This window comes from Mediterranea sp. ET5, from assembly GCF_023337025.1.
GTDB lineage: Bacteria > Bacteroidota > Bacteroidia > Bacteroidales > Bacteroidaceae > Phocaeicola_A.
On the sequence record NZ_JAMBLN010000001.1, the window covers coordinates 107,639 to 122,607 of the forward strand.

The window sequence follows — 14,969 nt, forward strand, 5'->3', positions numbered from 1 at the left end:
AGTCACGGCACAACCATACAAAAAACTTACCCCTGTCTCTCCCAGGGAAGGTATCTTCGGCATGAGAAAGACAGGGGCAAGTTTTCAATTCAGAGAGGTGGCAGTTCCCTACTTGTGGACTTCAACAATCCGTGTAGGAGCCTGCTCGGCGTTCCGTTTTTCCGTCTGACGGACAAGTTCTTCTGCCAGTTGGATGAATGCCTGTCCCGTAACGGTATCTTCGTTGAGGGCAACTGGTTTGCCGTCATCGCCTCCTTCACAGATGCTTTGTACGATAGGAATCTGACCGATCAAGGGAACCTTCATTTCAGCAGCCAGCTTCTTGGCTCCTTCCTTCCCGAAAATGTAATAACGGTTCTGCGGAAGTTCAGCCGGGGTAAACCAGGCCATGTTCTCGACCAAGCCCAGTATGGGGACATTGACCTTCTCATTTGTAAACATATTAATACCTTTGCGGGCATCGGCCAACGCCACCTGCTGCGGTGTACTTACCACTACGGCACCGGTCACTGCCAACGTCTGCACGACGGTGAGGTGTATGTCGCTGGTTCCGGGGGGCAGGTCAATCAGGAAATAGTCCAAATCGCCCCAGGCAGCATCGCCGATGAGCTGCTTCAACGCGTTGCTTGCCATTCCGCCACGCCACAAGGTAGCCTGGTCCGGGTTGACAAAGAAGCCGATGGACAACAGTTTCACACCGTATTTCTCAATGGGGACAATCAGCTCCCGTCCGTCAATCATCTCGGCATAGGGGCGGGCATCCTCCACCTGGAACATCTTCGGCATGGAAGGACCGAAGATATCGGCATCGAGCAAGCCGACCTTATAGCCCAACTTCGCCAATGCCACCGCCAGATTGGCTGCAACCGTAGACTTCCCCACTCCTCCCTTACCGGAAGAAATGGCGATGATGTTCTTCACCTGGGGCAGCAGCTTCCCTACTTCGGGACGTGCCTGCTGTACGGTTGTCACCGAAATGTTGCCGGCAATCTCGACATCTTCACCCACATACGTCAGGATTGCTGTTTCCGCCGCCTTGACAACCGACTTCATGAAGGGGTCGGTCGGCTTTTCAAAAATCAACGAGAACGACACTTTGTTCCCATCAATGCGGATATTGTCGTCCACCATACCCGCCTCCACGATATTCTTGCCTGTCCCGGGATAACGGACCGTAGACAAGGCATCTAATATAAGTTTCGGATAAATTGCCATATCAACTAGGTCTTAAGATTATGTTCATTCATAAAGTGTTCAAAGGTCAGCAGACTACTTGCTGGTTTGCAGACCGCTGCGTTTGCTGCGGTTATAGCTTCTGTAGTCATCCAGCTCGATTTCCACGTCCGGTTCCTGCAAGGCTCCGTCCTTCGGCAAACGGAACTTCACATACTTGATGGTCAGTCCCCGGTCCAGCCATTGCTGCTCGTAGTAAGTCCGGATGCCCAGAATGTCGTCCACCAGACCGGAATGGTACAAGTCATCGGTCATGAACTCCACCGGCAGCCGGTTCGTCTCAAGCATGTAGCGCGTATAGGTGAACATGAAGTTGCTGTCGGTCTTGACATGTATCAGTCCGCCATCGCACAGGAAACGGCGATAGCGTTCCATGAAATAGGTGGACGTCAGACGTTTCGTAGCCTTCTTCATCTGCGGGTCGGAGAAGGTCAGCCAGATTTCACTGACTTCGTCCGGAGCAAAGAAGCGGTCGATGATTTCGATATTCGTACGCAGGAAAGCCACGTTCTGCAAACCTTCCTGCAAGGCTTCCGTCGCTCCGGTCCACATGCGTGCCCCCTTGATGTCCACCCCGATGAAATTCTTGTCAGGATACTTGCGTGCCAGTCCGACGGTGTATTCGCCACGTCCGCATCCCAGCTCCAGCACGATCGGATGGTCGTTCTTGAAAAAGTCCGCCTTCCATCTGCCTTTCATCTCAAAAGGTACATTATCTATCACTGAGTAAGGATACTCGAACACGTGCGGATAGCTCCGCATGTCTGCAAATTTCTCCAGTTTGTTCTTGCCCATCTGCTTCACTTTAGTTGTTAACGCCGCAAAATTACGAAGAAAATGGAGCATACAAAAACGCAGGTTGCACAAATGTCGGTCTGTGCAACCTGCGTCAAGCATCTATAATCGAGCGGTTCCGCTTAGTCAAGCACGGTTACCCATCCGTAAGGATCGGGCACATCGCCATACTGGATGGCACGCAACTGCTGGTAGAGTCGGGTAGAAATCGGACCCGGCTTACCATCTTTGGCAATCACGTATGACCGCTTGTTCTCCAGGTCATCGATACGTTCGATCGGGCTGATGACTGCTGCCGTACCACAAGCTCCTGCCTCTTCAAAGGTAGCCAGCTCTTCTTCAGGCACCGGACGACGTTCCACCTTCAGCCCCATATCCTCTGCCAACTGCATCAGGCTGCGGTTGGTGATGGACGGAAGGATGGACGTTGACAGCGGAGTGATATAGGTATTATTCTTGATACCGAAGAAGTTGGCGGCGCCACACTCGTCGATGTACTTCTTCTCTTTTGCGTCGAGGTAGAACTCGCAGGAATAACCCAGGTCGTGTGCCATCTTATTCGCACGCAAGCTGGCTGCATAGTTGCCACCCACCTTGAAGGTTCCCGTTCCGAGCGGAGCCGCACGGTCGAACTCGCGGATGATGACATAGGGATTGGTTGCGAACCCGCCCTTGAAGTAGGGTCCTACCGGTGTTACGAAGATGACAAACAGATATTCGCTGGCTGGATGCACGCCCACCTGGGCACTTGTACCAATCAGCAACGGGCGGATATACAGCGAAGCGCCACTCTCATAAGGCGGGATGAAACGTTCGTTCAGCTTCACCACCTTCTTCACCATCTCACAGAAGCGTTCAGTCGGAAGTTCCGGCATCAGGATGCCCCGGCAGGTGCTCTGCAGACGTTCCGCATTGGCTTCCATGCGGAAGATACGGATCTTGCCATCCTTGCAACGGTAGGCTTTCAAGCCTTCAAAAGCCTCCTGACCGTAGTGCAACGAGGTAGCAGCCATGTGCAGGTTGATGGTCTCCTCGGAAGAAACTTCTATTTCTCCCCATTTTCCGTCGCGATAGTAACAGCGCACGTTGTAGTCGGTCCGCATATAGCCGAACGACAAATTCGCCCAATCTATTTCTTTCATTGTATCTAAAATTTTAAGGGTCTATGAACACCGCGTCAGGCTATCACTCTTCCGTGTGCGAAGCTGTCGCCCGGCCGATGCTCATATAAAAGAATTTACATGCAGCAAATGTATAGGAAAAGATTGCATAAAGCAAAGAAAACGAGGAAAGAATTTCACGCCAGCTGCAAACCTGCCGCAACGTAAGGTTACATTCTGTCACTCCGCGACCTCTTCCTTCCTCCCAGTTTGTCCATGTCCACCCATTCCACTTTATCGGCGACCAGCGGTCGTCCTACCACATTGTTACCGGCACTGCGGCGTGTCTCCGGAATAAAACGGACACTGACTCCGGTAATCTGCTCGGCACTGACTTCCTCGCGCGTGTCCACTCCCTGCCCCTTCATGCGCGGGGTATAGAAGAAGGTTCCTACGCCATCCAGCTTCACGGTGTTGCCTACCGCCATGTAGTCGCTCATCACCTGACCCAGATTGGCCAATACCGCATACACGTCCCCGGGAGTCAGTGTGGACATCTCCGACAGTCTGTCGGCAATTTCACGTGTCCCGACGGGTCCTCCTAAAGCGACTCCCTGTGGATACCACTTCCCATTGATCGCCTTTTTTACTTTCTTGAAAAATGCCATAATCGTTTATTTTAATAGTATTCAAATGCCATTCGAAGCCTTCCTGACTGCTGTCTGAGCCGCCCTCCCCGACCCTCCTTCCAGGACCAGCTGCATCCATACGGCGGTTAAAGGACATACGGGTACGGGACAGACGAGATTAAACCCCGGCTTAGACAGACCAAAGTATAATACTTAGGCACCCTAAGTATTATACTTAGCCTGCCAAAGTATTATACTTTGGTCCTTCAAAGGTACGCATAATCGATGACTATCCCATGCAGGAACAGCCTTAATCTTTGGTCGGGACGTTTTTGTGCACGGATGGGGGTCTGATGCGTCAGTGTTAATCCACTCAGGACTCTTCCTGCTGGAAGCCGTCGAGCATCTTGCTGATTTCGGCGTCCGCCTTGTACAGCTTTTCCTTGCAGAAGGTGAGCAGTTCCTGCGCCTCCTTGAGCGACGCGCTCAACTGGTCGATATTAAGCTCGCCGTTTTCCACCTGGGAAACGATTTCTTCCAACCGTTTCACCGCCTTCTCATAAGTCATTGTTTTTGTCGCCATATCGTTGTTGTTCGTTAAACTTGGGTTTCCGTTTGAGTGCCACCCGAGGGCTGTTCCACGACACTCGTTATTTCTCCCTTTGCCACGCGGGTCACCAGACGGACGCCTGCTGCCACCTGGGAGGGGTCCGTCACGGCACGTCCGTCCAGCAGCGTAATGCTGTATCCCCGTGCCAGCAGACGCTCGGGTGACAATGCCTGCGTCCGCTGTTCCAGCAGTTGCAGCCGGTGCCGCTCCCGGTCTATCCGGGAAGCTGTCAGCCAGGGAATACGCTGCGCCCATTTCTCCAGTCGGTAGCGCTCCTCCAGCAACCCGGACTTCACCGCTGTGCGCAGGCGGTGGGAGCAGCGGTCCAACCGACGCTCCTCCCGCAACTTGTAGTTGGCAAAGAGTGCAGGCAGCCGGGACGAGCACTGTGCCATGCGCTGTTTCTCCCGTTCCAGCAGCGACAGGGCTCCCCGACGGAGGCGTTCGCCGCTGCTTTCCACCAGACGGGCGGACTCATGCACCCGTGCGATGAGGTACTCGGCAGCTGCCGTCGGTGTCTTGACCCGGGTATGCGCCACGGCATCCACCACCGTATCGTCGCGTTCATGGCCGATGCCCGTAATGATGGGCAGGGGGAACTGGGCGCAATTGGCTGCCAGCAGGTAGGAGTCGAAGCTGGACAGGTCGGAGGTCGCTCCGCCACCCCGGATGATGACCACGGCATCCCACGCCTCGGTACGAGCATAGATGCGGTCCAAGGCAGCGATGACGCTTGCCTCCACCCGTTCTCCCTGCATCATGGCAGGGAAAAGGCGGGGATAGAAGACATAGCCGTAGGGGTTATTTTCCAGCTGGTTGCAGAAGTCACCGTACCCTGCCGCCGTGGCAGAAGAGATGACTGCCACCCGTTGGGGGAGCAAGGGCATCTCCAGCTCCTTGTTCAGGGTCAGCACGCCCTCCTCCTCCAGCTGTGCCAGTATCTCCCGACGCCGACGCGCCATGTCGCCCAACGTATAGGAAGGGTCGATATCCACGATGTTGAGGGAGTAGCCGTAGAGTTCGTGGAAGCTGACGGTGACCTTCACCAGCACCTTGATGCCGGACACGAATGCCTGTCCCGTCTCCTGCTCGAAGTAAGGCTTCAGCAGCCTGTAGACCGGACTCCATATCATGCCGCGTGCCTTGGCTATCAGGTTGTTTCCACGGGCATCCTTCTCTATCAGTTCCAGGTAGCAGTGTCCGGACGCATTGCTGCGGACGTCGCTCAGCTCAGCCTGCACCCAATATTCGTCCGGGAAAGCCAGTTCCAGCCGGCTGCGTACCAGGTTGTTCAGTTCATAGAGTGACAGTGCTTCCATGAGACAGTCAGCGGTTTGCGTTCAGGTAGGCTTTCCACAGACTCGGGATGCCATAGCCGAAGATGTTGTCCGGACACTCGAACCTGTCGCCCGAACGTCGCACCAGCTCCATGACTTCTTTCGCCGTCAGCTGCGGACAGGCCTGCCACAAGCAGGCAACGCCCCCACACAGCACCGGGGCGGAAAACGAAGTTCCGTTGGCGGCGCTGACCCGTCCGTTAGGGCGAATCAGGGCGGTATGTCCGCCACGTGCCATCACGTCGGGCTTCACCCGTCCGTCAGCCGTACAACCGACGGACGAGAACGTGGTGTTCATGCCCCGTGCGTCCACGGCGCCCACGGTCAGCACATGGTCGGCGTCAGCAGGAGGCGTAATCTTCTTCCACTGCTTGTCTCCCGAGTTCCCGGCACTGCACACGACAATCATCCCCTTGTCCGCTGCCATGGATGCCGAACGGGTCATCAGCGAGGTGCGCCCGTCCAGGTCACGATAACGGTAGTTCCTGGACCGGTCGTCAAAGGCATAATATCCCAGCGACGTGTTGACGACGTCCACCCCCACGCTGTCGGCATACTCCACCGCCTGTGTCCAGTAGTCCTCTTCCGCGAGGCATTCGCAGTCCGGGTCTTCCGAACAGAACAGCCAATAGGATGCCTCCGGCGCCGTACCGACCAGGGTATAAGGATGATTGGCCGCCATGCAGGAGAGCACACTCATCCCGTGGTCCAACTCGGCATAGACATCCCAACCCGGATGGACAAAGTTCCGGGTGCCTTCAATCTTCACATTCTGCAACAGGGGGATGGCATCGGCATTCAGGAAACCGCCGTCAATGACTGCCACGGTCATCCCCTGTCCACGGAATCCTGCCTGATGAAGCTTGTCTGCCTCAATCATCTCGACCTGATTCTGGGCTGGACCGTAATAGTCCTTGAACTCCTGCCGGAAGGGATTCACCTGCTTCTTCCGGTTGGCATCCCGGGGAGGAATGCTGTCCGGAGACGTCCAGACTTTCAGAACGCCTGTGACGAAAGGCAGGGCTTCCACACGCTCCATACGCGCCGTGTCTGCCGTCTCGACCAGTGCCGTATTGTTCCACCGGCTGGTGCCGACGACCTTCACGCCCTCCGTTTCCAGGCGGCTCAGATAAGCCGACGGCACAGGCAGGTCGGTGGAATCGACGGCAAGTCCTTGCCGCTCCCGACGCTCCAGCGCCTTCTGTGACAAGAACTCCTGCGGCTTCGACAGACTGTACGTGGTCGCCTGCTTGTCGGCAAGCATCACGCGATAGCGATACAAAGGATTGCCGGCAAACAGGGTGCCGGCAAACAACATACTAACAAATAAGATACAACAAGTCTTCTTCATGATTACGTTATGGTTGTTCAATATACATTCCTATTCCGCGTTGGGAAGCTATCAAGGCTCCCCCGACGACCCGCTTGCCCACATAGAAGACGGCGGACTGCCCCGGAGTGATGGAGGAAGCCTCCGCTTGGAAGTGGACGAGCCAACGTCCGTCATCGAGCACCTTCACGTCACAAGGGATGGGCGTACTCCGGTAGCGGATGCGTACACTCAGTCCTTCTTCCCGGAAGAACCGCTCCGCATCGACCATCTTGGGTTGCTCCACCAGCATGTACTCCGTTCTCAGCTGTTCCGCGTCGCCCAGCATCACCGTGTTCTTCTCCGGGTTCAGCTTCAAGACGTAAGCCGGCTTTCCCAAGGCGATGTCCAGTCCCTTGCGCTGTCCGATGGTGTAATAGGCAAAACCTTTATGCGTTCCCAGCGTCACGCCGGCTGCATCGACAAACTTACCGGTCCCGATACGCTCATCCAGGTCGGGCACTTGCTGACGCAGGAAGTCCCGGTAGTCTCCGTCGACAAAACATACCTCCATGCTCTCCGCACTCTCCGATTTGGCAACGAGCCCCTTCTCGCGCAAATATTCACGCACCGAGACCTTGGTATAAGTCCCCAGGGGGAAGATACACCGGCGGAACACCTGTTCGTCCACCCGCCACAGGAAGTAGGACTGGTCCTTCCTGGGGTCATCCCCCGCCACGATATAGACATGGCCGTCCACCTCCTCCAGGCGCGAATAGTGCCCGGTCGCGATGTACCGACAGTCCAGGCGGTCCGCCCAGTCGGTCAGCATACGGAACTTGAACAGCGGGTTGCACATGGCACACGGATTGGGTGTGCGACCGCTCATGTATTCGTCAATGAAATTCTGTACAATCACCTTGCGGAACTCTTCACGCACGTCCGCCACATGGTGTTCAATGCCCAAACGCTCTGCCAGGCTTTGAGCTTCCAGTATATAGTCAGGCAGTTCCTGGTCCGGAGACGAGAACTTCGAGGGAGAATCCCACGTACGCATGGTCACTCCGACCACCTCATAACCTCGCTCCTGCAGCATCATACAAGTAGCTGTACTGTCAATACCGCCACTCATTCCCACTAAAACTTTCTTGTCATTCATCGTCTTTCTGTTTATGTATTGCGAACGGCAAAGATATTATTTTCACTTTGTTTGTACTGTTAAACTATTCTATTTTTCAGCAAAGACGAAGAGAGGAAAAGAAATTATACAACGCAAAAGGGCTACCTTTGCACCACTTCTTAACAACCATACCACATGACGACACACACAGGAACAGCAACCGAGCTTGGCACACTGCCCATCAGAAAACTGTTGACACAGTACTCCATTCCCGGCATCATTGCCATGACTGCGGCCTCCTTATATAACATGATTGACAGCATCTACATCGGACAGGGCGTAGGTGCGATGGCCATTTCCGGCCTGGCTCTGACCTTCCCGTTCATGAATCTGGCTGCCGCCTTCGGCTCCCTGGTGGGAGTGGGTGCCGCCACCCTGATTTCAGTCCGACTGGGGCAAAAAGATTATGACACCGCCCAAAGCATCCTGGGCAACGTCGTCCTGCTGAACGTCATTATCGGACTTGCCTTCGGGTTCATATCCCTGATATTCCTCGACCCCATCCTTTATTTCTTCGGTGCCAGCGATTCCACCATCGGTTATGCCCGCGACTTCATGCGGGTCATCCTGCTGGGCAATGTCATCACCCACATGTATCTCGGACTGAACGGTGTGTTGCGTGCGTCGGGACACCCCAAGCAAGCCATGATTGCCACCATCAACACGGTGGTGTTCAATGCCATCCTGGCTCCCATCTTCATCTATGGATTCAAGTGGGGCATCGAGGGAGCCGCCCTGGCGACCGTCCTGTCACAAGCCATCTCCCTGCTACGGCAGATACACATCCTCAGCAACAAGAATGAACTGATTCATCTCCAGCGGGGCATCTACCGGTTCAACCGTTCGATTGTCACCAACATCATTGCCATCGGCATGTCTCCCTTCCTGATGAACCTGGCGGCCTGCTTCATCGTCATCCTCATCAACAAAGGTCTGAAGGATTATGGAGGCGACTACCATATCGGTGCATACGGCATTGTCAACCGGGTCGGTTTCTTCTTTGTCATGATTGTCATGGGACTGAACCAAGGCATGCAGCCTATCGCCGGCTACAACTTCGGAGCGCAGCTGTTTGACCGCGTCATCCGCGTCCTGAAGCTCACCATCTACAGCGCCACCTGTGTCACGACGGCAGGTTTCCTGATCGGTGAGCTCTGCCCCCACCTGGTTGCTTCGGCATTTACGACCGACGAACAGATGATTGACCTGGCGGCCAAAGCCATGCGCATCATGGTCCTCTTCTATCCCATCATCGGGTTCCAGATGGTGACCACCAACTTCTTCCAAAGCCTGGGCATGGCGAAGAAGTCCATCTTCCTCTCCCTGACGCGCCAGCTGCTCTTCCTCCTGCCCTGCCTGCTCTTCCTGCCTCCCTGGCTGGGTGTGAACGGCGTCTGGTTCAGCATGCCGGCATCCGACTTGCTGGCTTCCATTGTGACGGCATGGCTGCTGTGGATCCAGCTCAAGAAATTCAAAAAAATGCAGGCGGCATGAGGCACCGTTACCTCACCCGACTGCATTCTTCCCTTTCTCTCTTTATAGACAACCTTTTGTAGAGGGTAGCGTGTAGTTGTAGATGTCGCGTCGCACAGCCATGCGCAATGCACGGGCAAATGCCTTGAAGATTCCTTCAATCTTATGGTGTTCGTTCGTTCCCTCGGCATGGACATTCAGATTCATCCGGGCGGCATCACTGAGCGACTTGAAGAAATGGAGAAACATCTCCGTCGGCATTTCCCCGATCCGTTCGCGACGAAACTCCGCCTCCCAGACCAGCCACGGACGTCCCCCGAAGTCCAGTGCGACCCGGCACAGGCAGTCGTCCATCGGCAGGCAATAGCCGTAACGTTCCATGCCCCGCTTGTCACCCAACGCCTTCAGCAGACACTCACCCAATGCCAGTGCCGTGTCTTCAATGGTGTGGTGCTCATCGACCTGCAGGTCTCCTTTGACACGGATGGTCAGGTCCATGTTGCCATGCCGGGCTATCTGCTCCAGCATGTGGTCAAAGAATCCCAATCCGGTCGACACCTCACACTGTCCGCTTCCATCCACCCCAAGCTGTACATAGACATCCGTCTCCTTCGTCACCCGGTGGACAGCCGCCGTCCGCTCACCAGCGAACAGGAACTCTGCGACACGGTCCCAGTCGGGAGTAGCCAGCACACAGACCTCCTTCAGGTCGTCCGGGAGTCCTTCCTCTCCCTCGTGCAGCCAGATGGCACGACACCCGAGGTTCTTCGCCAACTCCACGTCGGTCAGGCGGTCGCCGATGACATAGCTGCCCGGCAAATCGTATTCATCCGAAAAGTAACGCGTCAGCATGGCTGTCCCCGGCTTGCGCGTCGGGGCGTGCTCCTCCGGGAACGTACGGTCAATGAACTCCCGGTCAAAATCAATGCCCTCGCCTGCCAACGTCTGCATCACCAGACGATGTACTCCCCAGAAGGTCTCTTCCGGAAAGGAAGGAGTTCCCAGTCCATCCTGGTTGGTGACCAGGGCAAACTCAAAGTCCAGCTTCCGGCGGATGAACGCCAGGTTGCGGATGACACCCGGATAGAACTGCAGCTTCTCATACGCATCCAGCTGGTAATCGACAGGAGGTTCCAGGACCAACGTCCCGTCACGGTCAATAAACAGTACTTTCTTTTTCATAGGCTTATCTTCAAACGGCTTCATGGGACAAGGCTTCCAGCAAGGCATCATTCTCCTCGGATGTGCCGACCGTGATGCGCAGACAGTTGTCGCAAAGGGTGATGTGCGAACGGTTCCGCACGATGATGCCCTGCTCCACAAGGCGGGCATAAATACCGTTGGCATCGGTCACCCTCGCCAGGAAGAAGTTGGCATCGGTCGGGTACACATGCAGGCAACAGGGCAGCCCGGCGAATGCTTCCATCAGCCGTTCCCGCTCTTTCAGCAACACACCGACCCACTGCTGCACCTGCAACGGCTGCTGCAGCATGTGAAGTGCTTCGCGCTGGGTCAGCAGGTTGACATTATAGGGATACTTGATTTTGTTCAGGATAGCTATCACTTCCGGATGTGCACAGGCGATGCCCAGACGGATTCCCGCACAACCCCATGCCTTGGAGAAGGTCTGAAGGATAACCAGATTCGGGCGCTCCTTCAGTTGCCCCAGCAGGGAAGGTCCGGAAGAAAAGTCGATGTAGGCCTCATCGACCACCACCAACCCGTCGAAAGCATCGAGCAGACGTTCCATCTCCGCACGGTCCAGGCTGTTGCCGGTCGGATTGTTCGGGGAACAGAGGAACATCAGCTTGGTCTGCGCGTCTGCCTTCCGGAGCATGTCATCGGCACGGAAGCGGAAAGCCTCGTCCAGTGGGACCTTGCGGTATTCTACATTATTTATAGCGGCACAAACCTCATACATGCCGTATGTCGGGTCAATGGCTACCACGTTGTCACACGCCGGTTCACAGAACGCCCGGAACAGCAGGTCTATCGCTTCATCACTTCCGTTACCCAGGAAGATAGAGTCAGGGTCAACCCCCTTCACGGCTGAAAGGGCTTGCTTCACCTCTCCCTGCAGAGGGTCGGGATAGCGGTTGTACGGCTGGTTGTAAGGGTTTTCGTTTGCATCCAGAAAGACCGACGCCGTCTTCCCCTTATATTCATCGCGTGCCGAAGAATAAGGTTTCAGCCTTCGGATGTTCGGTCGCGTCAGTTCGTCTAAAGTTCTCATGTCACTGGTCGTTTAAATTCATTGTAAAGACAAGAGCCGCAAGGTCACGGCATTCTTATGTGCATCAAGCTGCTCACCGGACGCCAGCTTCTCAATCGCCGGTCCAATGTTGCGTATGCCCTCGGGCGACAATTCCTGAAACGTGATTTTACGTACGAAGCTGTCCAGATTGACGCCACTGTAAGCCCGGGCATACCCGCTGGTGGGCAATGTATGGTTGGTGCCGGAAGCATAATCTCCCGCACTCTCCGGCGTATAAGCTCCCATGAACACAGAGCCGGCATTAACTACTTTCTCAGACAGGGATGTGTAGTCTTCCACCTCCAGGATAAGGTGTTCGGGAGCATAGGCATTCGCCAGTTCCATAGCCTCCTCCATGCTGTGCACCAGGATCAGCTTGCTGTGCTCCAGCGAACGGACCGCCAGTTCCCGACGAGGCAACTTCTCCAGCTGGACCTGCACTTCCTCCCGGACGCGTTCCAACATCCGGTCCGACGTCGTCACCAGGAGAACCTGACTGTCTGCCCCGTGCTCTGCCTGTGAAAGCAGGTCGGCTGCCACAAAAACCGGGTTTGCTTTTTCATCGGCGACAACCAGCACCTCCGAAGGACCGGCAGGCATGTCGATAGCTACCTCATGAAGCGACACTTGTTGCTTCGCCGCCATGACATACTGATTGCCGGGACCGAATATCTTATAAACCTTCGGGACAGTCTCCGTCCCGTACGCCATGGCTCCGATTGCCTGAACTCCTCCAGCCTTGAAGATACGATGTACTCCGGCAAGGCGGGCGGCATGGAGAATGGCAGGATTGACCCTTCCCTCCCTGTCGGGCGGAGTACAGAGCACAATCTCCCGGCATCCGGCAAGACGGGCAGGCACCGCCAACATCAGGACCGTGGAAAACAGCGGAGCCGTTCCGCCCGGTATGTACAACCCGACTTTCTCGATGGGGACTGCCTTCTGCCAGCACACCACACCGGGAGCCGTCTCAATCTTCTTCCCCTGAAAGCGCTGCGCCTCATGAAAGGTCGCTATGTTCCGCTCAGCCTGTCGCAAGGCATCCTTCAGTTCCTCGGGAACCAGCTGCTCCGCTGCCTCCATCTCAGCTTCAGTCACCTGAAGAGAGGACAGACTCACCCGGTCAAACTTCTCTTCATAATCCAAGACTGCCCGGTCACCCCGTGTCCGTACATCCGTCAGTACCGTGTTAACCGTAGCGTATAAGGCTGTCATATCAATGTGCGGACGTTCCAGCAAGGAAGTCCACTCCGCACGTTCCGGATAACGAATAACTTTCATCATAATATCATCTTTTCAATCGGAAGTACCAGAATGCCCTCTGCACCCAGCGACTTCAGTTTACCAATAATCTCCCAAAAACATTTCTCGTCCAGCACCGTATGTACCGAGCTCCATCCCTCCTGTGCCAACGGCATCACCGTGGGGCTCTTCATGCCGGGCAGGACTGCTATAATTTCCTTCAGCCGTTCATTGGGGGCGTTCATCAGTACGTACCGTTTGTCCTCCGCACTTTTCACAGCCTCGATGCGGAACAGGAGCTCTTTCAGAACGTCCCTCTTTTCCGACGTCAGCTGACGGTTGGCTATCAGTACAGCCTCCGACTGCATCACGACTTCCACCTCCTTAAGGTTATTGCTAATCAGCGTCGAGCCCGAGCTGACGATATCAAAAATCGCGTTTGCCAGTCCGATGCCCGGAGCTATCTCGACAGAGCCTGTAATCACATGGATATCGGCATGAACCCCTTTGGACCTCATATAGTCTTTCAAGATACCAGGATAAGACGTGGCGATGCGTTTCCCTTCAAACCACGACACATCCGTGTACGCCTCCTCTTTAGGAATCGCCAGGGACAGGCGGCACTTACTGAACCCCAGACGACGCACCACCTCGGCATCTTCCTGCCGCTCTACAAATTCATTCTCTCCCACAATGCCCAGATCAGCAACTCCCCCGGCAACAGTCTGCGGAATATCATCATCGCGCAGGAACAGTACCTCCAACGGGAAGTTGGCAGCCTGTACCAGAAGGGTTCGTTTAGATGTACTCAATTTGATTCCTGCCTCTTGCAACAAGGCCATGGTGTCTTCAAACAAACGGCCCTTGGACTGAATGGCAATACGTAACATAGTTCTTTTCTATTTAGTTTAACATCATTGCATGGATACAAAAAAAAAGGCTTACCCAACGGCAAGCCTCTCAAATCTTTTTATCATACGACTACATACGACAACACAGCCTACCGAGTATCTTCGTTAGGGCAATGATGATGGAATGTAGTGTTTGTTCTCATACGTTTCTCAATTGTTTCGGTGGCGAAAGTAGGACATTCCGTTTGAAAATGCAAACATTTAGGGTGATTTTATTTTCAAATTATCAAATCCAAGCCATACGGGCTGTCATTTTATAGTCCGGCAACCGTTTCCGAAAGCCTCCATGCACGGCTTCTCCGTACAGAAAGCGGAAGACACTTCCTTTACTCCTCCTCTTCCAGTTTGCACGACTGGAAGCCCATCTCTGCCGCCTTCTCCTTCGAAAAGGTAAAGTAGGTGCAGACAGCCTGTGTGCACAACACGCCGGCTTCATTGTACAATCCTGCTTCCAACGTCACCAGGTTACGGCGTACCTCCTTGATATGTGCCCGTAAGGTCAGGTGGCAGTCGTTCGTCGATACGGGTTTCAGATAACGGGTCTCCATCTTGGACGTAACGCCGGTAGTCTGCAACTTACGCACAATCACCCAGGCACAAATCTCGTCCAGCAAGACCGCCTGTATACCGCCGTGCAACGTGTCAATCCACCCTTGGTATTGCGGTTCCGGATGCCATACGCTCACCACCTCGTCGCCGTCTTCATAGAACTCCATCTTCAGGCCGGAAGCATTACCCGGCGCACAACCAAAACAATTGTAGCCCTCTTTATGTAGCCACGGATTCTGGATTTTCTTCATCATAATAACAGTCTCTAGTGTTAGAATTCAGCGAACGAACCGTCCGTACGCCCGCCTTGTTGCCAAATTTCTTGCAAACAAAATTAAGCGTAAATT

14 protein-coding genes are annotated in these 14,969 nt (G+C 54.7%); 1 reads left to right on the plus strand and 13 read right to left on the minus strand.

Translation table 11 applies throughout. The features are described from left to right. Positions 1–108: 108 nt before the first annotated feature. From M3087_RS00430 to mnmA, 8 genes are all read right to left on the minus strand, one after another. Entirely contained in the window at positions 109–1,215 is a 1,107-nt protein-coding gene (locus tag M3087_RS00430; RefSeq protein WP_022386018.1) for an Mrp/NBP35 family ATP-binding protein, read from the minus strand. A 54-nt stretch (positions 1,216–1,269) separates the two neighbouring features. Further along, positions 1,270–2,028 (minus strand): tRNA (guanosine(46)-N7)-methyltransferase TrmB, encoded by a 759-nt coding sequence (gene trmB, locus M3087_RS00435; RefSeq protein WP_106484688.1) that lies wholly within the window; start codon positions 2,026–2,028, stop codon positions 1,270–1,272. A gap of 122 nt (positions 2,029–2,150) precedes the next feature. Then, complete coding sequence (locus tag M3087_RS00440) at positions 2,151–3,170, minus strand: branched-chain amino acid aminotransferase (RefSeq protein ID WP_022386016.1); 1,020 nt, start codon at positions 3,168–3,170, stop codon at positions 2,151–2,153. Between the two features lie 188 nt (positions 3,171–3,358). Further along, positions 3,359–3,796 (minus strand): HU family DNA-binding protein, encoded by a 438-nt coding sequence (locus tag M3087_RS00445; protein ID WP_022386015.1) that lies wholly within the window; start codon positions 3,794–3,796, stop codon positions 3,359–3,361. 334 nt (positions 3,797–4,130) lie between these two features. Beyond that, positions 4,131–4,340 carry an exodeoxyribonuclease VII small subunit gene (gene xseB, locus M3087_RS00450; RefSeq protein WP_249092962.1) on the minus strand — a complete coding sequence of 70 codons (210 nt, stop codon included), beginning with the start codon at positions 4,338–4,340 and terminating at the stop codon, positions 4,131–4,133. Between the two features lie 14 nt (positions 4,341–4,354). After that, positions 4,355–5,686: an exodeoxyribonuclease VII large subunit gene (xseA, locus tag M3087_RS00455; protein ID WP_249092965.1), complete on the minus strand. Its 1,332-nt coding sequence runs from the start codon at positions 5,684–5,686 to the stop codon at positions 4,355–4,357. 7 nt (positions 5,687–5,693) lie between these two features. Next, on the minus strand, positions 5,694–7,055 hold the full coding sequence (locus M3087_RS00460) for a S8 family peptidase (RefSeq protein WP_410796733.1): 1,362 nt from the start codon (positions 7,053–7,055) through the stop codon (positions 5,694–5,696). Between the two features lie 7 nt (positions 7,056–7,062). Beyond that, positions 7,063–8,187, minus strand: coding sequence for a tRNA 2-thiouridine(34) synthase MnmA (mnmA, locus tag M3087_RS00465; RefSeq protein WP_289551362.1), 1,125 nt, complete (start codon positions 8,185–8,187; stop codon positions 7,063–7,065). A 141-nt stretch (positions 8,188–8,328) separates the two neighbouring features. Here mnmA and M3087_RS00470 point away from each other — a divergent pair, with 141 nt between their 5' ends. Next, positions 8,329–9,687, plus strand: coding sequence for an MATE family efflux transporter (locus tag M3087_RS00470; protein ID WP_106484683.1), 1,359 nt, complete (start codon positions 8,329–8,331; stop codon positions 9,685–9,687). 42 nt (positions 9,688–9,729) lie between these two features. Here M3087_RS00470 and hisB read toward each other — a convergent pair whose 3' ends face one another. From hisB to M3087_RS00495, 5 genes are all read right to left on the minus strand, one after another. Beyond that, positions 9,730–10,848 (minus strand): bifunctional histidinol-phosphatase/imidazoleglycerol-phosphate dehydratase HisB, encoded by a 1,119-nt coding sequence (hisB, locus tag M3087_RS00475; protein ID WP_022386009.1) that lies wholly within the window; start codon positions 10,846–10,848, stop codon positions 9,730–9,732. A gap of 10 nt (positions 10,849–10,858) precedes the next feature. Further along, a complete protein-coding gene (gene hisC / locus M3087_RS00480; protein ID WP_249092967.1) occupies positions 10,859–11,899 on the minus strand; it encodes a histidinol-phosphate transaminase in 1,041 nt (346 codons plus the stop codon). A gap of 18 nt (positions 11,900–11,917) precedes the next feature. Beyond that, positions 11,918–13,201: a histidinol dehydrogenase gene (gene hisD, locus M3087_RS00485; RefSeq protein WP_249093235.1), complete on the minus strand. Its 1,284-nt coding sequence runs from the start codon at positions 13,199–13,201 to the stop codon at positions 11,918–11,920. Continuing rightward, positions 13,201–14,052 carry an ATP phosphoribosyltransferase gene (gene hisG / locus M3087_RS00490; protein ID WP_249092969.1) on the minus strand — a complete coding sequence of 284 codons (852 nt, stop codon included), beginning with the start codon at positions 14,050–14,052 and terminating at the stop codon, positions 13,201–13,203. The genes hisD and hisG overlap by 1 nt, the downstream gene beginning before the upstream one ends. A gap of 347 nt (positions 14,053–14,399) precedes the next feature. After that, positions 14,400–14,873: a PaaI family thioesterase gene (locus M3087_RS00495; protein WP_106625764.1), complete on the minus strand. Its 474-nt coding sequence runs from the start codon at positions 14,871–14,873 to the stop codon at positions 14,400–14,402. Positions 14,874–14,969: the final 96 nt, after the last annotated feature.

Coding starts and splice junctions, on each gene's coding strand:
- hisC (WP_249092967.1), bottom strand. CDS start 11,899: ATGAGAACTTTAGACGAACTGACGCGACCGAACATCCGAAGGCTGAAA.
- xseB (WP_249092962.1), bottom strand. CDS start 4,340: ATGGCGACAAAAACAATGACTTATGAGAAGGCGGTGAAACGGTTGGAA.
- M3087_RS00460 (WP_410796733.1), bottom strand. CDS start 7,055: ATGAAGAAGACTTGTTGTATCTTATTTGTTAGTATGTTGTTTGCCGGC.
- M3087_RS00445 (WP_022386015.1), bottom strand. CDS start 3,796: ATGGCATTTTTCAAGAAAGTAAAAAAGGCGATCAATGGGAAGTGGTAT.
- M3087_RS00430 (WP_022386018.1), bottom strand. CDS start 1,215: ATGGCAATTTATCCGAAACTTATATTAGATGCCTTGTCTACGGTCCGT.
- M3087_RS00495 (WP_106625764.1), bottom strand. CDS start 14,873: ATGAAGAAAATCCAGAATCCGTGGCTACATAAAGAGGGCTACAATTGT.
- hisG (WP_249092969.1), bottom strand. CDS start 14,052: ATGTTACGTATTGCCATTCAGTCCAAGGGCCGTTTGTTTGAAGACACC.
- M3087_RS00440 (WP_022386016.1), bottom strand. CDS start 3,170: ATGAAAGAAATAGATTGGGCGAATTTGTCGTTCGGCTATATGCGGACC.
- M3087_RS00470 (WP_106484683.1), top strand. CDS start 8,329: ATGACGACACACACAGGAACAGCAACCGAGCTTGGCACACTGCCCATC.
- hisD (WP_249093235.1), bottom strand. CDS start 13,201: ATGAAAGTTATTCGTTATCCGGAACGTGCGGAGTGGACTTCCTTGCTG.
- trmB (WP_106484688.1), bottom strand. CDS start 2,028: ATGGGCAAGAACAAACTGGAGAAATTTGCAGACATGCGGAGCTATCCG.
- xseA (WP_249092965.1), bottom strand. CDS start 5,686: ATGGAAGCACTGTCACTCTATGAACTGAACAACCTGGTACGCAGCCGG.
- hisB (WP_022386009.1), bottom strand. CDS start 10,848: ATGAAAAAGAAAGTACTGTTTATTGACCGTGACGGGACGTTGGTCCTG.